The organism is Stutzerimonas sp. C6.4V (genome assembly GCF_058536345.1).
Window position 1 is genome coordinate 772,558 of the sequence record NZ_JBZUBM010000001.1, and the last position, 19,087, is coordinate 791,644.

The window sequence follows — 19,087 nt, forward strand, 5'->3', positions numbered from 1 at the left end:
ACGCATGACAGTGATCGGACGCTTGCGCGGTACCCTGGCGGAAAAGCAGCCCCCTCACCTGATTCTGGACGTAAATGGCATCGGCTATGAGCTGGAAGTGCCAATGACGACCTTGTATCGGCTGCCGGCGGTAGGCGAGCCGGTTACGCTTCATACTCATCTCGTGGTGCGAGAAGATGCGCATCTCTTGTATGGTTTTGCTGCAAAGCGCGACCGTGAACTCTTCCGGGAACTCATCAGGCTCAATGGCGTGGGGCCGAAGCTTGCCCTGGCGTTGATGTCCGGACTCGAAGTGGATGAGCTTGTGCGCTGCGTCCAGGCGCAGGACACCTCCGTATTGGTGAAAGTCCCCGGCGTCGGCAAGAAGACCGCGGAGCGGCTGCTGATCGAACTGAAGGATCGCTTCAAGGCGTGGGAAACCATGCCGTCCATCGCTACCCTGGTGGTGGAACCCCGCAGCGCTGCAGCGGTCTCAAGCGCCGAGAACGATGCCGTCAGCGCCTTGATTTCCCTAGGTTTCAAGCCTCAAGAGGCGAGCCGTGCCGTAGCCGCCGTACAGGAAGACGATTTGAGCAGTGAAGACCTGATTCGCCGTGCACTGAAGGGAATGGCCTCGTGATCGAAGCTGATCGTCTCATCACCGCTACGGGTCGTGATCGCGAAGAACAGTTCGACCGCGCCATTCGCCCGCTGAGTCTTGCCGACTATATAGGCCAGCCGGTTGTACGCGAACAAATGGACCTGTTCATTCGAGCTGCACGGGCTCGCAAGGAACCGCTGGACCACACGCTGATCTTTGGTCCGCCAGGTCTGGGCAAGACCACGCTGGCGCATATCATCGCCCAGGAAATGGGCGTCTCGATCAAGAGCACGTCTGGCCCTGTCCTTGAACGGCCAGGCGATCTGGCCGCACTGTTGACGAATCTGGAAGAGGGCGACGTGCTGTTTGTCGACGAGATCCATCGTCTTTCGCCTATTGTCGAAGAAGTGCTCTACCCCGCGATGGAGGATTTCCAGCTCGACATCATGATCGGCGAAGGTCCTGCGGCCCGCTCGATCAAGCTCGATCTGCCGCCCTTCACCCTGGTTGGGGCCACCACGCGTGCTGGCATGCTGACCAATCCGCTTCGTGATCGCTTCGGTATCGTGCAGCGTCTCGAGTTCTATTCGACGGCCGATCTGGCGACCATCGTCAGCCGCTCTGCCGGCATTCTCGGCTTGCCAACCGAAACCGAAGGTGCCGTCGAGATCGCCCGGCGTGCACGCGGCACGCCGCGTATCGCCAATCGCCTGCTGCGTCGTGTGCGTGACTTCGCCGAAGTTCGGGGGAACGGCGAAATCAGCCGCAGCACTGCTGACCTGGCGCTGAACATGCTCGATGTCGACGAGCGAGGCCTGGACCACCAGGATCGTCGCCTACTGCTGACGTTGATCGAGAAATTCGATGGTGGTCCCGTGGGTGTCGATAGCCTGGCGGCAGCCATCAGTGAGGAGCGTCATACCATCGAAGATGTCCTCGAGCCGTATCTGATCCAGCAGGGTTACATCATGCGCACCCCGCGCGGGCGAGTCGTCACCCGTCACGCCTATTTGCACTTCGGCTTGAACCTGCCGAAACGCATGGAAAACTCACCTACCGCTGACCTCTTCGGTGGCGACACAGAGTGACAAGAATTTCTTTCTCGTACCCGATTGGCAATTGCAGGGCCTGGCACTAGTATGCGCGCGGAATCACATGCTCAACCGTTCTCCCATCGCTGCCGTGTCTATTACGAGGACACCGATGCGGGTGGCATCGTTTACTACGTCAACTACCTCAAATTCATGGAGCGGGCCCGTACCGAGCGGCTGCGCAGTCTGGGTTTTGCCCAGTCGCAGCTGGCCGGGGAAGACCTGCTTTTCGTCGTGCATTCGAGCCAGGCGCGCTATATCGCGCCGGCCCGTCTGGATGACGAGCTGCGGGTTACGGCAGAGGTGGTGGAGGTCAAGCGTGCAAGCCTGCGTTTCAGGCAGCAGGTACGCCGAGTTGAGGATGATGCGCTGCTCTGTGAAGGGCAGTTCGTGGTGGCCTGCGTGCGCACCGAGAGTTTGAAACCCCGTCCCATTCCCGAGCCGCTGCGCGCGGCCTTTACCGGGTCGGGTCTACCCCCAGCAGGAGAGTAAGCGTGGAACCCAACGTCGATCATATGTCCATGTGGAGCCTGATCAGCAACGCCAGCTTCGTGGTTCAGCTGGTAATGCTGATTCTGGTAGGCGCTTCGGTGACATCATGGATTCTGATTTTCCAGCGCGGCAATATGATCCGTGCCGCAAAGCGGTCCCTGGATGCGTTCGAAGAGCGCTTCTGGTCAGGCATCGATCTCTCCAAGCTCTACCGCCAGGCGGGAAGCAATCCTGACCCGGACTCTGGGGTCGAGCAGATCTTTCGTGCCGGCTTCAAGGAATTCTCTCGCCTTCGCCAGCAGCAGGGAGTCGACCCGGATGCGGTGATGGACGGGGTGAACCGCGCCATGCGAGTGGCCATCTCCCGTGAGGAAGAAAAGCTCGAGCAGGGCCTGCCGTTCCTTGCCACCGTGGGTTCCACCAGCCCCTATATCGGCTTGTTCGGCACCGTCTGGGGCATCATGAACTCTTTCCGCGGGCTGGCCCAGGTACAGCAGGCGACGCTGGCCACCGTCGCGCCGGGCATCGCCGAAGCGTTGATCGCCACCGCGATTGGTCTGTTCGCAGCGATTCCGGCGGTCATTGCTTACAACCGGTTCGCGGCCCGTGGCGAGATGCTCATCGGTCGCTACTACACCTTTGCCGATGAGTTCCAGGCGATCCTCCATCGCAAAGTTCACACCTCGGAAGAGTGAGGCCCGCTGGCCATGGCAAGAATTCGCAACAGACGCAAACCCGTTGCCGAGATGAACGTGGTGCCGTACATCGACGTGATGCTGGTGCTGCTGGTGATCTTCATGGTGACTGCGCCCATGCTCAACCAGGGCGTGAAGGTCGACCTGCCCAAGGTCAGTAGCGAGGTATTGCCTCAGGATAACGATGCCCAGGTGCTGACAATCTCCATCAAGGCGGACAAGACCTACTACTGGAACATCGGCAGCGAAGTCGACACCGATACCGTGCAGGACAGAGCGCTGACGCTGGAAGAGATGACCACGGCGGTAACCGCGATCATGAACCAGAACCGGAGCCAGGGTAAGCAGGTTCAGGTGTTTGTCCGCGGCGACAAGGCGGTGGACTATGGTTCGGTCATGTCCGCCATGGGCGGGCTTCAGGAAGCGGGTGTGGGCAATGTCGGTCTGATTACCGAGGCGCCTTGATGCAGCAGCCGGATCGTTCACGCTCAGAAAGCCTCTACTGGCCCACCATTTTTGCGGTGGGCCTGCATGTCATCATCTTTGGCATGCTGTTTGTCAGCTTTGCCATGACCCCCGACCTGCCGCCTTCGAAACCAATCGTGCAGGCGACCCTGTATCAGCTCAAGTCCCAGAGCCAGGCGAAGACACAAACCAACCAGAAAATTGCTGGCGAGGCGCAAAAGACCGCTGCCAAGCAATATGAAGCCGAGCAGCTGGAGCAGCGCAAGGTCGAACAGCAGAAGCAGGCTGCAGCCAAGGCGGCGGAACAAAAGCAGGCGCAGGAGGTTCGAAAGGCCGAAGCGGAGAGAGCTGAGGCGGTAAAGAAAGCCGAGGCGGCAAAGAAGGCTGAGGCCAAACAGGCTGAGGAAGCGAAGAAAGCCGCAGAGCAGAAGAAGTTAGCGGATATCGCGAAGAAGAAAGCGGCGGACGAGGCGGCCAAGCAGAAGGCGGCTGAGGAGGCCAAGAAAAAAGCGGCCGCCGAGGAGGCGAAGAAAAAGGCAGCTGCGGAGCAAGCGAAGAAGAAAGCCGCCGCCGAGGCTGCGAAAAAGAAAGCCGCGGAGGAAGCCAAGAAAAAGGCAGCCGCCGAAGCCGCCCGGAACAAAGCCGCCGCTGAAGCCGCCCGCAAGGCGACTGAAGACAAGAAGGCTCAGGCGCTCGCCGAATTGCTCTCTGAAGACACCCAGCGGCAACAGGCCATGGCCGATACCCAGGGTGACCAGACTTCGGGTAATTTCGACGACCTGATTCGTCTGCGTGCTGCGGAGAACTGGACCCGCCCACCCTCTGCACGAAACAACATGTCGGTTACGCTCAGGGTCAACATGCTTCCGGATGGCACCATATCGGCGGTAAACGTCTCGCGGTCAAGCGGCGATACACCGTTCGACAGTTCCGCGGTCGCCGCGGTCAAGAATATTGGTCGGCTGACCGAGATGCAGGGGCTGTCAGCCCAGGATTTCCAGCCGTATCGCTCGTTCATGATGACATTCACGCCAGAGGATCTTGCGTTGTGATCAATTCCCTTAGAGGTTTCATCGTTCTTCTGCTGTTCGTGCTGGGCAATGCCGTGGCTCAAGAGAAGAATATCGTGGTCACCAGCGGCACCGATCGCGCCATTCCAGTTGCAGTAGTGCCCTTCGGCTGGCAAGGCGGAACCGTGCTGCCAGAAAACATGGCCGAAATTATCGGCAATGACCTTCGCAATTCGGGGATTTTTCAGCCCATCCCAAGGCAGAACATGATCAGCCTGCCTACCCGCGGCAGCGAAATCATTTTTCGAGACTGGAAAGCGCTGGGCGTCCAGTATGTGATGGTCGGCAACATCGAGCCGGGTGCCGGCAAGTTGCAGGTTCGCTACGAAGTGTTCAATGTGAACACTGAGCAACAGGTCATGAATGGCACTATCGGCGGCGGTCAGGACCAGTTGCGTGATATGGCGCACTATGCCTCTGATCAGGCGTTCGAAAAGCTCACGGGTATCAAGGGTGCATTCTCTACCCGTCTTCTATACGTCACGGTTGAGCATCTGGGCAGTGCCAATACGCGATACACGCTGCAGCGTTCCGACTACGACGGTGCGCGTGCTGTTACGTTGTTACAGTCGCGAGAGCCGATACTTTCGCCTCGCTACTCGCCCGATGGTCGTCGTATCGCCTACGTGTCGTTCGAGCAGAAGCGCCCGCGCATATTCATCCAGCACATCGATACCGGTCGTCGTGAGCAGATCACCAATTTCGAAGGGCTCAATGGTGCTCCGGCCTTCTCGCCGGACGGTAATCGCCTTGCGTTCGTGCTTTCAAAGGACGGTAACCCGGAGGTCTATGTCATGGATCTCGGTTCGCGGCAATTGCAGCGACTGACAGACCATTACGCAATCGATACCGAGCCGTTCTGGGGCGCTGATGGGCAGACGATCTACTTCACCTCGGATCGCGCTGGCAAGCCGCAGATCTACAAGCAGCGCCTGGGAACCAACAATGCCGAGCGAGTCACCTTTGTAGGAAACTACAACGCCAACCCTAAGCTGTCGGCAGATGAGAAGACGCTGGTGATGATTCATCGCCAGGAGGGCTACACCAACTTCAAGGTTGCGGCACAGGATCTGCAGCGCGGCAATCTGCGCATTCTTTCCGAGACAAGTTTGGATGAGTCACCCACTGTTGCGCCCAACGGCACCATGCTAATCTACGCGACCCGCCAGCAGGGCCGGGGAGTCTTGATGCTCGTATCAATCAATGGTCGAGTTAGGCTCCCGCTTCCTACTGCTCAAGGCGAAGTCCGTGAGCCATCGTGGTCCCCTTACCTGAACTGATGCGGTATCAATGCTGTACCTAACTAAAACACACTGGGGTTGTTACACATGGAAATGCTGAAATTCGGTAAGTTCGCTGCGCTGGCGCTGGCTATGGCTGTAGCCGTCGGTTGTTCTTCCAAGGGCGGCGAAGACTCTGGCGAAGGTTCCTCCGTCATTGATCCGAACGCTGGTTACGGCGCCAACAGCGGTGCTGTTGACGGCAGCATGAACGGCGAAGAAGCCGCTCTGCGCGCCATCACTACTTTCTACTTCGAATACGACAGTTCTGATCTGAAGCCGGAAGCCATGCGCGCGCTCGACGTTCATGCCAAGGATCTGAAGTCCGCTGGCAACCGTGTCGTTCTGGAAGGCCACACCGACGAGCGTGGTACTCGTGAGTACAACATGGCGCTGGGTGAGCGTCGTTCCAAGGCTGTACAGCGCTATCTGGTACTGCAGGGCGTATCCCCGGCTCAGCTGGAACTGGTGTCCTACGGTGAAGAGCGTCCGGTTGCCATGGGTAACGACGAGCAGTCCTGGGCTCAGAACCGTCGCGTTGAACTGCGTAAGTAATCAGCCATGCTCAAGCACCGTTACGTTCTGACGCTTCTTGTGCTTGGTCTGCCGTTTTTTGCGGCGGCTCAGGTTCCCGTTGTGGAATACGATTCGCAGACCCAGGGCGGCTCGTCCGGGGCAGGGTATTCCTCCGGGACAGACAACGGCGGTGCTTACGCTGGAGGCGGGGCGACTGCTCCGTCTTCAGCGCAAGGCATGTTGTTCATTCAGCTGCAACAGATGCAGGAAGAGATCGCGCAGTTGCGCGGCATGCTCGAAGTGCAGCAGAACGAGATCCAGCGGCTTCAACAGGAGGGGCTGGAGCGTTACAAGGATCTGGATGGTCGTCTGGCCGGGCTTTCGGCAGGCGGGGCAAACAGTCAGAATTCATCAGCCGCCGGTGGCAATGCTGCTGGTGGAGCCTCACAAGAGTCTTCTATCGGGGGCGTGGATGCAGCCAGCGCACAGTCGGCTGATCCCGAAAAGGAAAAGCTGTACTACGATGCGGCTTTCGACCTGATCAAGGCAAAGGACTTCGATAAGGCCAGTCAGGCGTTTGCAGCATTCCTGCGCAAGTATCCGGGCAGCCCGTACGCTGGCAACGCTCAGTACTGGCTCGGCGAGGTGAATCTCGCCAAGGGCGACCTGCAAGGCGCAGGGCAGGCGTTCGCCAGGGTTAGCCAGCTGTATCCGCAGCACAACAAGGTGCCCGATTCGCTCTACAAGCTTGCGGATGTCGAACTCAGAATGGGTAATCGCGACAAGGCCGATGGTATTCTCCGTCAGGTCATGGCGGACTACCCCAGCAGTTCGGCAGCGCAACTGGCCAAGCGTCAACTGAATCGCTGAAGTCTCTCGCCGACAGATGAACAAAACCCGCCCACCGGCGGGTTTTTTCGTTAGAATCTCGCCCCCTTTCCCGCACCGGAGGCGGATGGCCTGTTTAGCCGTCACGCCCGTGGCTGATATGCACCATACCCTGCGAATTTCCGAGATTTTCTACTCGCTGCAGGGGGAAACGCGCACCAGTGGATTGCCCACAGTGTTCGTTCGCCTGACCGGCTGTCCCCTGCGTTGTCAATATTGCGATACCGCCTATGCCTTCACCGGCGGCGAACTGATGTCGCTCGACACCATAGTCGAGCGCATTGCGGCATTTCGTCCCCGCTATGTCTGCGTCACCGGGGGCGAGCCGCTGGCCCAGCCCAACTGTATTCCCTTGCTGCGGCAACTGTGCGACGCCGGTTACGAAGTGTCGCTGGAAACCAGCGGGGCGCTGGATATCTCGTCAACCGACACGCGTGTCAGTCGGGTCGTAGATCTCAAGACGCCGGGTTCGGCCGAGATGGGGCGCAACCGTTACGAAAACATCGCTCACCTTACGCACAACGACCAGGTGAAATTCGTGATCTGTTCGCGCGAAGACTACGACTGGGCCGTATCCAAGCTGATCGAGTACCGGCTCGACGCACGGGCAGGCGAAGTGCTGTTCTCTCCAAGCCACGGCCAGGTGGATGCGCGAGCACTGGCCGACTGGATCGTCAGCGACAATCTGCCAGTGCGTCTGCAGCTGCAGCTGCACAAGATTCTATGGAACGATGCGCCCGGCCACTGACCTCTTGCATGGGCGGCCGATTCAGGCCGCTTCGGTTTTCAGACAGGTATTCCATGACAGACAAGAAAGCGGTGATTCTTCTTTCCGGCGGGTTGGATTCGGCAACCGTGGTCGCTATGGCCAAGGCTGAAGGCTATGCCTGTTACACAATGAGCTTCGACTATGGCCAGCGTCACCGCGCCGAGTTGCAGGCGGCCGAACGGGTGGCCCAACAACTGGGCGTGGTCGAGCACAAGGTGATCGGCATGGATCTCGCTGGCATCGGCGGATCTGCGCTTACCGACAGCAATATCGCGGTGCCCGAGCAGCCTGGCGAAGGGATACCGGTCACCTATGTGCCGGCACGCAATACCTTGTTTCTTTCTTTGGCGCTGGGTTGGGCCGAGGTGCTGGGTGCGCGAGACATCTTCATTGGCGTGAACGCCATCGACTATTCAGGCTATCCGGATTGTCGTCCAGCATTCATCGAAGCGTTCGAGCGCCTGGCTAATCTGGCTACCAGAGCTGGTGTGGAAGGGCAGGGTTTTTCGATCCGTGCTCCGCTACAAGACATGAGCAAAGCCGATATTGTGCGGGCTGGAGTGCAGCTGGGAGTGGACTACAGCATGACCGTATCCTGTTATCAGGCGGACGAGGATGGGCGGGCTTGCGGCAAGTGCGACAGCTGCCGCCTGCGTGCCGTCGGCTTCCAGCAAGCTGGCCAGGCTGATCCGACCCGCTATGCATGACGGCAAAAAAAGCGTTGATTTAATCAATCAAATCAGTATCATGCGCACCGCATCGGGTCGTTAGCTCAGTTGGTAGAGCAGTTGGCTTTTAACCAATTGGTCGTAGGTTCGAATCCTACACGACCCACCAGATCTCCTCACGGAGAAGCAAAGCCGGAGGCCTCATGGGTCATCCGGCTTTTTTATATCCGCAGTTCAAGCTCTATAAGAAAGCACGTACGGGGCGGTTATCAAGGTCGAATCCTCTACGACCTTGGTAGGTGACCCGAGCGTCTTTAAACGTACTAGACTGCGACCTTCCGATTTCACAGTGGTTCGAGGCTCAAATGTATTCTGATCGCATCCGCTTGTCCTCCCTGCATAGCAAGGTCATGAGCGCCGACGAGGCAGCCACTCATGTCCTCGACGGTATGACTGTTGGCATGAGCGGCTTTACCCGTGCCGGTGAAGCCAAGGCAGTCCCCCTGGCGCTGGTCAAGCGCGCCAAGGAGAGCCCGCTGAAAATCAGCCTGATCACCGGTGCCAGCCTCGGCAATGATCTGGACGGGCTGATGGCGGAAGCCGGTCTGCTGGCTCGCCGTATGCCGTTCCAGGCTGACGCAACGCTGCGCAAGGCGATCAACCAGGGCGAGGTCATGTTCATCGACCAGCATCTGTCCCACACCGTCGAGCAGATGCGCAACCACCAGATCAAGAAGCCGGACCTGGCGATCATCGAAGCGGTCGCAATCACCGAGCAAGGCCATATCGTGCCGACCACGTCGGTTGGCAACTCAGCCAACCTGGCCCTGTTCGCCGACAAGGTGATCATCGAGCTGAACATGGCCCACAACCCCAACCTGGAAGGTCTGCATGACATCTACATTCCAGGCGAGCGTCCTAACCGTCAGCCGATCCCCTTGCTCAAGGTCGATGACCGCATCGGTGTAGGTGCCATCCCGATCGATCCGGCTAAAATCGCTGCCATCGTCATCACAGACCAGCCGGATTCCTACTCTACGGTTACCCCGCCGGATGATGAGACCCAGGCTATCGCCAACCACCTGATCCACTTCTTCAAGAAAGAAGTGGACGCGGGTCGTCTGAGCAACAGCCTCGGCCCGCTGCAGGCCGGTATCGGCAACATTGCCAACGCCGTCATGTGCGGTCTGATCGATTCGCCGTTCGAAAATCTGGTGATGTACTCTGAAGTCCTTCAGGACTCGACCTTCGATCTGATCGACGCGGGCAAGATGGTCTTCGCTTCCGGCTGCTCCATCACCCTGTCCGAGCGCTGCAACGACCGTGTTTTCGGCAACCTGGAGAAGTACAAGGACAAGCTGATTCTGCGTCCCCAGGAGATCTCCAACCATCCGGAGCTGGTGCGTCGTATCGGTATCATCGGCATCAACACAGCACTTGAGTTCGACATCTACGGTAACGTCAACTCCACCCATGTTGGCGGCACCAAGATGATGAACGGCATCGGCGGCTCAGGTGACTTCGCCCGTAACGCCCATATGGCCATCTTCGTCACCAAGTCGATCGCCAAGGGAGGCAACATCTCCAGCGTGGTTCCGATGGTTGCGCACGTCGACCACACCGAGCATGACGTCAGCATCCTGGTAACCGAGCAGGGCCTGGCAGACCTCCGTGGCCTGGCACCCCGTGAACGCGCCCGCGTCATCATCGACAACTGCGTGCATCCGTCCTACCGCGACGCATTGAACGCCTACTTCGAAGCGGCCTGCAAGAAGGGCGGCCAGACGCCGCACCTGCTGCATGAAGCAATGGATTGGCATACCAATCTCGAAGAGCGCGGACACATGCTCAAGGGCAAGTGATAATGAGCCCGCCGGCGTCAGTCGGCGGGCTTTTCGTTTCAGGCTCGCTTCAGTAGACATCCTTCCGCTTTCATTTTTCTGAAAGCTTCGGCTAGTATTCCGCCCCCTTGCAAACGTGAGGGTGAATGCTTGGTCCTTCCTTGCAGCGCCATCCGTTCGCCAGGTCAGTATTCCCGCCTCGTTGATTAGACCCGGCGATCTACGCTTTGCCGTGCTTGCAGGAACCGCGAACATGACGCACATACCCGAACGCATCCTCGTCCAGGCCCATCTGGCGGCCAAGCAGCCGCACCCGCTGACAGCGGCTGATGAGCTGCGTCTGCGAGGCGAAATCGCGGCTGAGTTGAAAAGGCAGAATGCGGTACTGGTCGCCCATTACTACACCGATCCAGTCATCCAGGCTTTGGCGGAAGAAACCGGTGGCTGTGTTTCTGATTCGCTGGAAATGGCCAGGTTTGGCAACGAGCATTCGGCTGATACGGTGGTGGTCGCGGGCGTCAGGTTCATGGGCGAAACAGCGAAGATACTGAATCCTGAAAAGCGGATTCTGATGCCAACTCTTGAGGCAACCTGCTCGCTGGATCTGGGCTGCCCGGTTGAGGACTTCTCCGCGTTCTGTGATCAGCATCCAGAGCGCACCGTGGTGGTTTATGCGAATACCTCGGCCGCGGTGAAGGCCCGTGCCGATTGGGTCGTCACGTCCAGCTGCGCCCTGGAAATCGTTGAAAGCCTGATGGATAACGGCGAGAAAATCATCTGGGCCCCGGACAAGCACTTGGGCAGCTATGTGCAACGGGAAACTGGCGCTGACATGCTGTTGTGGGAAGGTGCCTGCATCGTCCATGAGGAATTCAAGGCCAAGCAGCTGGCAGATATGAAAGCGTTGTATCCCGACGCCGCTGTGCTGGTTCATCCCGAGTCGCCAGAGGCGGTGATTGAGCTGGCCGACGCGGTCGGCTCGACCAGTCAGCTGATCAAGGCCGCGCAGACCTTGTCGAATCCGGTCTTCATCGTCGCCACCGACCGCGGCATTTTCTACAAGATGCAACAACTTTGCCCGGACAAGCAGTTCATCGAGGCGCCAACTGCAGGCAGTGGAGCTGCGTGCCGCAGTTGTGCCCATTGTCCTTGGATGGCGATGAACACACTGGAGCGAACGCTGGAATGCCTGCGTTTAGGCAGGGACGAGATATTCGTGGATCCGGCGTTGGTGCCCCGGGCGGTCAAGCCGCTCAAGCGCATGCTCGACTTTACGCAGGCGGCGCGGATAAGGCAGGCCGGAAACGCATGATAGATGCCACAACGGAGCCATTTGGCTGCGTTGTGGCTTATGCCTCCCTCCGGATCGGGAGGCTTAGCGCAACATTTCCTCGACCATTCGCTTCTCTTCGATCAATGCCTTCTGCCTTGCATCGATTCGTGCTGCCGTCTGGAAGCTGTCCGAGCGGCGTTTGGCAAAATCGAGCTGTTCGATGGCCTGGTCATAGTCGCCGACCAAGGCAAAATACTCTGCTCGGCCCTGATGCAGGCCAACGATATTGTCGGTGAGCCCGCGTATTTCCGAGACCTGATACCAGATGTCCGGATCCTTGGGGCGGGCGATGACCAGTTGGTCCAGCTCGCGCTCGGCCTCCTGCAACTTGTTTTCCTTGATCAGCAGATCGATATGCGATTGACGTACTGGATAACTGCCCGGGTATAGCTGAAGCAGGCGCTGAATGCGCTGGCGTGCTGCAGCGAGCCGGTTCGCGGTGATATCGAGCTCGACCTGCGCCAGATTGTAGATCGCATCGTCTGGTTCTTCTGCCAGCAGCGGCTGCAGCTCGCTGGCTGCCTCCTCGAGCTGCCCGCTCTTGATCTGCGCCAGCGCCAGGCCATAGCGGGCCGCGTCCAGGTTCGGATCCTCGCTTAGCATGGCGCGGAAGCGCTTGGCGCTGACGCCTGGGGTGTTCTCGAACTTCAGATCCACGCGGGCCCGCATCAGTTGGTAGCGAAGGCTGTCTTCAACGCCGGCATCGGCGTATTGCTCGGCCCGGTTTTTGGTGTCGGCGATGCGTGACGCGGTGACCGGGTGGGTCAGCAGGAATTCCGGAGGCTTCTGGTCGTATCGATACTGGCGCATGAGGCGGCCGAACATTTCCGGCATGGCGCGGGGGTCATAGCCGGCTCTCTCCAGATTTACGATACCGATACGATCGGCTTCCTGTTCGTTCTGTCGGGAGAATCGGCGCTGGGACTGTATCGCGGCTGCCTGGGTCGAAACTATCGCGGCGATACCGGCATCGCCGGCGCCTGCTGCGGCCGCCACTACGCCGGCGAGCATCGCCGCCATCAACGGTAGCTGCATGCGCTTCTGGGCTTCCAGGCCGCGCGCGAAGTGGCGCTGGGACAGGTGCGCCAGTTCGTGTGCCAGGACCGAAGCATACTCGGCTTCAGTCTGTGCATGCAGAAACAGCCCGCCGTTGACGCCGATAATGCCGCCAGGTGCAGCGAAGGCATTCAGTTGAGGGCTGTCGAGCAGTACGAACTCCAGGCGCCGATCCTGAAGCTGGCTGGTCTCCGCCAGACGGTAGACGCTCTGCTCCAGATAGTCCTTGAGCAGGGGGTCGGACAGTTGGGGGACCTGTCCACGTAGCAGGCTGAGCCAGGCTCGGCCTAGCTGATGCTCCTGCTCAGGCGAGACGATGCCGGAGCTCGAATCGCCAAGCGAGGGAAGGTCGTTTGCCATCACCGGTTGCGCGATCAGGCAGGCCAGGGTCAGCAGGGTGGGGCGCAGCAATTTCATCCAGACCAGCTCTTCTATGCAGGAGCGCTACTGTAGCCTTGTGCTCGGGTTGCTGGCCAGAGCCTGGCTCGGCTCGGTATCCTGCAGCACTTTTACAGGAGATCGACATGACTCAACAGGGTGGCCCTGGCATGGCCTGCGATGCCGATGCCGAGCTGGACGCGACTGGGCTTGATTGTCCAATGCCGCTGCTCAAGGCCAAGTTGGAGCTCAACCGCCTGCTGAGCGGTCAGATATTGAAGGTCACGGCGACAGACCCGGGCTCTCAGCGAGATTTTCGCAGTTTTGCCAGGCTGGCTGGTCATGCCCTATTGCATGAGGAAGCGGACGATGGGCTCTATCGATACTGGCTTCGCAAGGCCTGACGGCTGTTAAGGAAGGCTTATGCTCAACGTGTTGCGGGGCTGGATTCATCGTTATTTTTCGGACGAGGAAGCGCTCGTCCTTGGTGTGCTGCTGGTCGTCTCCTTTGCGACGGTGCTGACGCTTGGCCATATGTTGGCGCCGGTCATCGCAGGTCTGGTGTTGGCCTTCCTGATGCAAGGGCTGGTCGGTGCGCTGGAGCGCATCAAACTGCCTCATCTGGTTGCAGTCTGGCTGGTCTTCCTGATGTTTGTCGGCTTGCTCACCGTCTGCATCTTCATTCTCGCGCCTCTCATGTGGCAGCAGGTGCTGACGCTGTTCAACGAGCTGCCGCGGATGCTGGTCGAATGGCAATCGCTGCTGCTGCTCCTGCCTGAGCGTTACCCCCAGCTGCTCACTGAAGAGCAGGTGTTGCGCGGAATCGATTTCATTCGTGGCGAGATCGGTCGCTACGGGCAGATTGTGCTGACCTCGTCACTTTCGAGCCTGCCGCTGTTGCTGAGCCTGATGATCTACCTGATCCTGGTCCCGATCCTGGTGTTTTTCTTCCTCAAGGATCGTCAGCAGATAGGCGACTGGCTGGCCGGGCACCTGCCACGCGAGCGCGGACTGATCACGCAGGTGGCCCAGGAGATGAACGTACAGATTGCCAACTACATCCGGGGCAAGGCCATCGAGATCCTGATCTGTGGCGTCGTTTCCTATGCAGTCTTCGCCGCTCTGGAGCTCAACTACGCAGCGCTGTTGGCGATGCTCGTCGGCATATCGGTGGTCGTGCCGTATATCGGTGCCACGGTCGTGACCATTCCCGTGGCCTTGATCGGCTTGTTTCAGTGGGGGGTGAGCGACCAGTTCATCTACCTGATGGTGGCGTACGGGATCATCCAGGCACTGGACGGCAATGTGCTGGTGCCGCTGCTGTTCTCCGAGGCGGTAAACCTGCACCCGGTGGCGATCATCGTTTCGGTGCTGCTGTTTGGTGGCTTGTGGGGTTTCTGGGGCGTGTTCTTTGCGATTCCCCTGGCCACGCTGTTCAAGGCTGTGCTTTACGCATGGCCTCGCCGCTCGGCTACTGTACCGGTGGTGGATCGCGCGGGGTAACGGCCTGGCCGGCTGCTCGGACTGCGTGAATGTAGCGCAGCCGTTCGTTTCGCCGGCCTTCTCTCGCTGGGTCTGCTATTTGTTCAGCGCCTGGGCTGCCTGCAGCACTGCGTCCACATGGCCCGGTACCTTTACGCCGCGCCATTCCTGTCGAAGGACACCATCGGCATCGATAAGAAAAGTGCTGCGATCGATGCCCATGTATTCCTTGCCGTAGAGCTTCTTCAGCTTGATCACATCGAACAGCTGGCAGAGCTGCTCATCCTTGTCGCAGATCAGCTCGAAGGGAAAGCCCTGCTTGGCCTTGAAGTTTTCGTGCGTCTTCAGGCTGTCCCGGGAGACTCCATAGACCAGGGTGTTGGCCGCAGTGAAGGCGTCGTGCTGGTCACGGAATCCCTGGCCCTGGGTAGTACAGCCGGGCGTGTTGTCCTTTGGATAGAAGTACAGCACCACCTGCTTGCCTTTCAACGCCCCGGGGCTGACCTGCGTATCGCTGGTGGCCTGAGCCTGGAAATGCGGTACGGGCTGGTCGAGTTCAACGGTCATCGGTTGCTTCCTCTATCAGGGGTTCTGGGGGCGCCAGGGTTCGATCAGTGCGTCCAGATTCAGCGCGTCAGCGAAATCCAGAAACTGGTCCCGCAGCCAGCTGATCTGCGTACCGGCAGGCAGCGTGACGGTCAGGGTCGCGTTGAGCATCGTGCCTCCGGTCTGCGGCGCCTGATAGGTATCGCATGTCAGGGCTTCGAGTTCGACACGGTGGTCAATGAAGAACTGGCACAGCTCATTGAGAATGTCAGGGCGATAGGCCGAGCTGACATAAGCCACATAAGGCAGCGCTTGCGGACGGGTTTCCAGCGCTTCACTGCGCACCACATTGGTGGTGAACTCGTGCTTCTTCGCCAGCCCTGGAAGCGCGGTTTCCATGCGGGCCAGGGCATCCCAGCTACCGCTGACCTCCAGTACGAGGGCGCAGCACTCACCATGCCGCGTCAGGCGGGTAGTCACAACAGCGCAGCGGTTCTCGTTGCTGGCTCGGCAGAGCACGTTGGTGAGCTCCATCGGGCTACGGCCCATGGCGCTGATGACGAGAAACTGTTCGCGGGGTACGGGAGGGGTGGACATGCAGCGTTCCTGGCAGTGATGGGTCGGACGGCCAGCCAAGCCGAAAACGGTTAAGGGTAGCGAAAAGCGCGTCTGTATGGAATGCGGACGCTGAGTACAGCCTCAAGGCATCTGCCGAAGTGAACCTGCAATATCCGCAGGCAGATGGCCTCTCGTGCACTCGCAAAGCGTCAAGGAGCCTTGTACCATTACGCCTCTCTTTTTCCGGCAGGAGTGGTTGCATGATTGCGGGCAGTATGGTGGCGCTGGTCACTCCCATGGATGCGCAAGGCGGTCTTGATTGGGATGGCCTGAGCAAGCTGGTGGATTTCCATCTGCAGGAAGGCACCAACGCAATCGTTGCGGTCGGTACCACCGGTGAGTCGGCAACGCTCGAGGTTGCCGAGCATATCGAAGTGATCCGGCGCGTCGTCGACCAGGTGAACGGCCGCATTCCGGTCATTGCAGGTACCGGCGCCAACTCCACCCGTGAAGCGGTCGAACTGACCGAGAATGCCAAGGCTGCCGGTGCCGATGCCTGTCTCCTGGTCACGCCTTACTACAACAAGCCGACCCAGGAAGGCATGTATCTGCACTTCCGCCACATTGCCGAAGCGGTGGCCATCCCGCAGATCCTCTATAACGTACCTGGCCGGACCGCCTGCGACATGCTGCCCGAGACTGTCGAGCGCCTGTCCAGGGTGCCCAACATCGTCGGTATCAAGGAGGCCACTGGCGACCTGAATCGCGGCCGGGATGTGCTCGACCGTGTCAGCAGTGATTTTCTCGTCTATTCCGGTGACGATGCCACCGCCGTCGAGCTCATGCTCATGGGTGGCAAGGGCAACATCTCCGTCACCGCGAACGTTGCGCCCCGCGCCATGAGTGAGCTCTGTGCCGCTGCCATTGCCGGTGATGCGGAGAAGGCGCGTGCCATCAACGCGCTGCTGATGCCGTTGCACCAGATGCTCTTCATCGAAGCCAATCCGATTCCGGTGAAATGGGCACTGCATGAAATGGGCCTGATGCCCAACGGCATCCGCCTGCCCCTGACCTGGCTCAGCCAGCATTGTCAGGAACCGCTGCGCCAGGCGATGCGTCAGTCTGGCGTGCTGGCCTGAAATGCACATTCCGGTGTACTGGTTTTATCTATGAAGGAACACGCATGAAGCGACTGGCCGGACTCTCGACCCTAGCCCTGATTATCTCTGGAACCAGCGGTTGTGGCTGGTTGTGGGGCGAAGACGGATATTTCCGTGACCGTGGCAGCGACTATCTGCAAGCGCACCAGGTCGCTCCGATGCAGGTTCCAGCCGGAGCCGAACTGCGTCCAATCGAGCCGCTGCTGCCGATTCCGCAACAGGTAGCAGACAGCCGCTCGACCGGCGACTATGAAGTGCCCCGTCCGCAGCGCCTGATGGTGGCCGAAGAAGCCAGCGAATTCAGTCTGCAGACATCCGAAGACGAGCGCTGGTTGGTGGCTCTGCGTCCGGCGACCCAGGTTTGGGCGGCGACGCGGCAGTTCTTTACCGACAACGGTTTCCAGATTGCTGAAGAGCGTCCGCAAACAGGCGAGTTCATCACCGCCTGGCAGACCCGCGATCAGCTGGCACCGTCATTGGTGCGCGATCTGGGTCTGGGGCAAGGCGAAACACGTGTCCGTGTGCGCATCGAGCCGGGCGTCCAGCGCGACACCAGCGAGATCCATGTGCTCAGCGTGAAGCGCCCGGCTGGTAGTAGTGCGGACGTCGCCTGGCCGGATTCTACCGAGAATGCCGAACTCGACCGGGTTCTGCTCGATGAGCTCCAGGTGGGCCTGACCAAAGGGGCAGAGCAGGGCGGTTCGGCTTCGCTGCTGGCCGAGCGTGAATACGATGCGCCAAGCCGTGTCACGATAACCGAGGCAGGCAGTGGCAGTCCGGTCCTGCAGCTCGACACGGACTTCAACCGTGCCTGGTCAAGTGTAGGCCGCGCGCTGCAAGCGAGTGACATCCTGGTCGAGGATCTGGATCGCAGCTTGGGGATTTACTACATAAACCTTGCCGAAGGCGCGGCGAACCCCTCTGACAAGCCTGGCTTCTTTTCACGGCTGTTCGGCGGTGCTCCGGATCGTGAGGAAATCGATGCCCGAGCCGAGCGATATCAGCTTCGTGTTACCGACGTGGCGGGTGATATCCAGGTTACCCTCGACAAGGATCTCGACACCGTTGCGCCCGCTGACGTGGCGCGTCGTGTGCTGAACATGCTCAAAGACAACCTGGGCTGAACTGGCGAAACGTCCATATCCCGACCCAACCAGGCGAAACCAATGGTTTCGCCTGTTTCGTTTGAACGAAGCCCCCGCCAAGGCGTTGTGAATGCCGCGCTTTGTCTAAGCTTGGTCACCATGAGAACAGCCATGACCACTGCAAACGCTCTCAGCCTGAAGAAAATTTATTCCGGCAAGGTCCGGGACCTGTATGAAATCGATGACACACGCATGCTGATGGTCGCTACAGACCGGCTTTCGGCATTCGATGTGATTCTTGCCGAGCCTATTCCGGACAAGGGCAAGATCCTGACCGCCATCTCCAACTTCTGGTTCGACAAGCTTGGCGATCTGGTGCCCAACCACTTTACCGGCGACAAGGTTGAGGACGTCGTGCCTGCCGAAGAGCTGCCCCTGGTAGAAGGCCGTGCCGTGGTTGCCAAGCGGCTCAAGCCGGTGGCCGTGGAAGCGATCGTCCGCGGGTATATCGTGGGTTCGGGCTGGAAGGAGTATCAGAAGAGCGGAACCGTATGTGGCATCCAGCTTCCAGCCGGGTTGAAGGAAGCAGGCAAGCTGCCCCAGCCGATCTTTACTCCCTCGACCAAGGCAGCCGTAGGCGATCACGACGAGAATATTTCGTTCGAACAATGCGAAGCGATCATTGGCAAGGAGCTGGCGGCGCAGGTACGTGACGTCTCCATTGCGCTTTATAGTGCGGCCGTTGAATACGCGGCGACCCGCGGCATCATCATCGCCGACACCAAGTTCGAGTTCGGCCTCGACGAGAACGGCACGCTGACCCTGATGGATGAAGTGCTCACGCCCGACTCCAGCCGTTTCTGGCCGGCTGACAGTTATGCCGAAGGCCATAACCCGCCAAGCTTCGACAAGCAGTTCGTGCGTGACTGGCTCGAATCCACCGGTTGGAACAAGGAGCCGCCCGCCCCACCGGTACCTGCCGAGGTCGCGCAGAAGACAGCCGACAAATACCGCGAAGCCCTGACTCGTTTGACGGGATGAGGACGGTGACGGATCGGTGGGGCCGCCAAGCCGCACGGCCAGCCTGATGCAACAGCCTGAAATGACGACAAAAAAGCAGCCCACTGGGGTTCG

21 protein-coding genes and 1 tRNA gene are annotated in these 19,087 nt (G+C 59.5%); 19 read left to right on the top strand and 3 right to left on the bottom strand.

Going from position 1 to position 19,087, the window contains the following annotated elements; translation table 11 throughout:
• Window positions 1-10 precede the first annotated feature (10 nt).
• The 14 genes from ruvA (at window position 11) to nadA (ending at window position 11,667) form a co-directional block, all read left to right on the top strand.
• Window positions 11-619 carry a Holliday junction branch migration protein RuvA gene (ruvA, locus tag AC4LFW_RS03690; protein WP_491820119.1) on the top strand — a complete coding sequence of 203 codons (609 nt, stop codon included), beginning with the start codon at window positions 11-13 and terminating at the stop codon, window positions 617-619.
• A complete protein-coding gene (gene ruvB, locus AC4LFW_RS03695) occupies window positions 616-1,668 on the top strand; it encodes a Holliday junction branch migration DNA helicase RuvB (protein WP_491817882.1) in 1,053 nt (350 codons plus the stop codon). The genes ruvA and ruvB overlap by 4 nt, the downstream gene beginning before the upstream one ends.
• Before the next feature lie 51 nt (window positions 1,669-1,719).
• A complete protein-coding gene (gene ybgC / locus AC4LFW_RS03700; protein ID WP_491817883.1) occupies window positions 1,720-2,163 on the top strand; it encodes a tol-pal system-associated acyl-CoA thioesterase in 444 nt (147 codons plus the stop codon).
• Between the two features lie 2 nt (window positions 2,164-2,165).
• Window positions 2,166-2,858 (top strand): protein TolQ, encoded by a 693-nt coding sequence (gene tolQ / locus AC4LFW_RS03705; protein WP_491817884.1) that lies wholly within the window; start codon window positions 2,166-2,168, stop codon window positions 2,856-2,858.
• A gap of 12 nt (window positions 2,859-2,870) precedes the next feature.
• Window positions 2,871-3,323: a protein TolR gene (tolR, locus tag AC4LFW_RS03710; protein ID WP_491817885.1), complete on the top strand. Its 453-nt coding sequence runs from the start codon at window positions 2,871-2,873 to the stop codon at window positions 3,321-3,323.
• Entirely contained in the window at window positions 3,323-4,375 is a 1,053-nt protein-coding gene (gene tolA, locus AC4LFW_RS03715; RefSeq protein ID WP_491817886.1) for a cell envelope integrity protein TolA, read from the top strand. The genes tolR and tolA overlap by 1 nt, the downstream gene beginning before the upstream one ends.
• Window positions 4,372-5,673, top strand: coding sequence for a Tol-Pal system beta propeller repeat protein TolB (gene tolB, locus AC4LFW_RS03720; RefSeq protein WP_491817887.1), 1,302 nt, complete (start codon window positions 4,372-4,374; stop codon window positions 5,671-5,673). Before tolA ends, tolB begins: the two co-directional genes overlap by 4 nt.
• Window positions 5,674-5,721: 48 nt before the next feature.
• Window positions 5,722-6,228, top strand: a complete 507-nt coding sequence (gene pal, locus AC4LFW_RS03725) for a peptidoglycan-associated lipoprotein Pal (protein WP_491817888.1) — start codon at window positions 5,722-5,724, stop codon at window positions 6,226-6,228.
• 6 nt (window positions 6,229-6,234) lie between these two features.
• On the top strand, window positions 6,235-7,059 hold the full coding sequence (gene ybgF, locus AC4LFW_RS03730; RefSeq protein ID WP_491817889.1) for a tol-pal system protein YbgF: 825 nt from the start codon (window positions 6,235-6,237) through the stop codon (window positions 7,057-7,059).
• A 118-nt stretch (window positions 7,060-7,177) separates the two neighbouring features.
• The gene (queE, locus tag AC4LFW_RS03735) at window positions 7,178-7,825 is read left to right on the top strand and encodes a 7-carboxy-7-deazaguanine synthase QueE (protein ID WP_491817890.1); all 648 of its coding nucleotides are present in this window, start codon (window positions 7,178-7,180) and stop codon (window positions 7,823-7,825) included.
• Between the two features lie 53 nt (window positions 7,826-7,878).
• Window positions 7,879-8,553, top strand: coding sequence for a 7-cyano-7-deazaguanine synthase QueC (gene queC, locus AC4LFW_RS03740; RefSeq protein ID WP_491817891.1), 675 nt, complete (start codon window positions 7,879-7,881; stop codon window positions 8,551-8,553).
• 54 nt (window positions 8,554-8,607) lie between these two features.
• A tRNA-Lys gene (locus AC4LFW_RS03745) sits at window positions 8,608-8,683 on the top strand.
• Window positions 8,684-8,879: 196 nt separating this feature from the next.
• Window positions 8,880-10,376 carry a succinyl-CoA:acetate CoA-transferase ScpC gene (gene scpC, locus AC4LFW_RS03750; RefSeq protein ID WP_491817892.1) on the top strand — a complete coding sequence of 499 codons (1,497 nt, stop codon included), beginning with the start codon at window positions 8,880-8,882 and terminating at the stop codon, window positions 10,374-10,376.
• 232 nt (window positions 10,377-10,608) lie between these two features.
• Window positions 10,609-11,667 carry a quinolinate synthase NadA gene (gene nadA / locus AC4LFW_RS03755; protein WP_491817893.1) on the top strand — a complete coding sequence of 353 codons (1,059 nt, stop codon included), beginning with the start codon at window positions 10,609-10,611 and terminating at the stop codon, window positions 11,665-11,667.
• 63 nt (window positions 11,668-11,730) lie between these two features.
• Here the strand turns inward: nadA and AC4LFW_RS03760 are convergent, their stop codons facing one another.
• Window positions 11,731-13,161: a M48 family metalloprotease gene (locus AC4LFW_RS03760; RefSeq protein WP_491817894.1), complete on the bottom strand. Its 1,431-nt coding sequence runs from the start codon at window positions 13,159-13,161 to the stop codon at window positions 11,731-11,733.
• A 107-nt stretch (window positions 13,162-13,268) separates the two neighbouring features.
• On the opposite strand from AC4LFW_RS03760, the gene AC4LFW_RS03765 reads away from it, so the two are divergent.
• Both AC4LFW_RS03765 and AC4LFW_RS03770 read left to right on the top strand, forming a co-directional pair.
• On the top strand, window positions 13,269-13,526 hold the full coding sequence (locus AC4LFW_RS03765) for a sulfurtransferase TusA family protein (protein ID WP_491817895.1): 258 nt from the start codon (window positions 13,269-13,271) through the stop codon (window positions 13,524-13,526).
• Between the two features lie 19 nt (window positions 13,527-13,545).
• Entirely contained in the window at window positions 13,546-14,625 is a 1,080-nt protein-coding gene (locus AC4LFW_RS03770) for an AI-2E family transporter (RefSeq protein WP_491817896.1), read from the top strand.
• Window positions 14,626-14,700: 75 nt separating this feature from the next.
• Here AC4LFW_RS03770 and AC4LFW_RS03775 read toward each other — a convergent pair whose 3' ends face one another.
• Window positions 14,701-15,171 (bottom strand): peroxiredoxin, encoded by a 471-nt coding sequence (locus tag AC4LFW_RS03775; RefSeq protein ID WP_491817897.1) that lies wholly within the window; start codon window positions 15,169-15,171, stop codon window positions 14,701-14,703.
• Between the two features lie 15 nt (window positions 15,172-15,186).
• On the bottom strand, window positions 15,187-15,747 hold the full coding sequence (locus AC4LFW_RS03780) for a glycine cleavage system transcriptional repressor (protein ID WP_491817898.1): 561 nt from the start codon (window positions 15,745-15,747) through the stop codon (window positions 15,187-15,189).
• A gap of 221 nt (window positions 15,748-15,968) precedes the next feature.
• Between AC4LFW_RS03780 and dapA the strand changes: the two genes are divergently transcribed.
• The 3 genes from dapA (at window position 15,969) to AC4LFW_RS03795 (ending at window position 18,994) form a co-directional block, all read left to right on the top strand.
• On the top strand, window positions 15,969-16,847 hold the full coding sequence (gene dapA / locus AC4LFW_RS03785) for a 4-hydroxy-tetrahydrodipicolinate synthase (protein WP_491817899.1): 879 nt from the start codon (window positions 15,969-15,971) through the stop codon (window positions 16,845-16,847).
• 44 nt (window positions 16,848-16,891) lie between these two features.
• On the top strand, window positions 16,892-17,992 hold the full coding sequence (bamC, locus tag AC4LFW_RS03790; RefSeq protein WP_491817900.1) for an NlpB/DapX family lipoprotein: 1,101 nt from the start codon (window positions 16,892-16,894) through the stop codon (window positions 17,990-17,992).
• Between the two features lie 132 nt (window positions 17,993-18,124).
• Complete coding sequence (locus AC4LFW_RS03795; RefSeq protein ID WP_491817901.1) at window positions 18,125-18,994, top strand: phosphoribosylaminoimidazolesuccinocarboxamide synthase; 870 nt, start codon at window positions 18,125-18,127, stop codon at window positions 18,992-18,994.
• The last annotated feature ends 93 nt before the right edge of the window (window positions 18,995-19,087 follow it).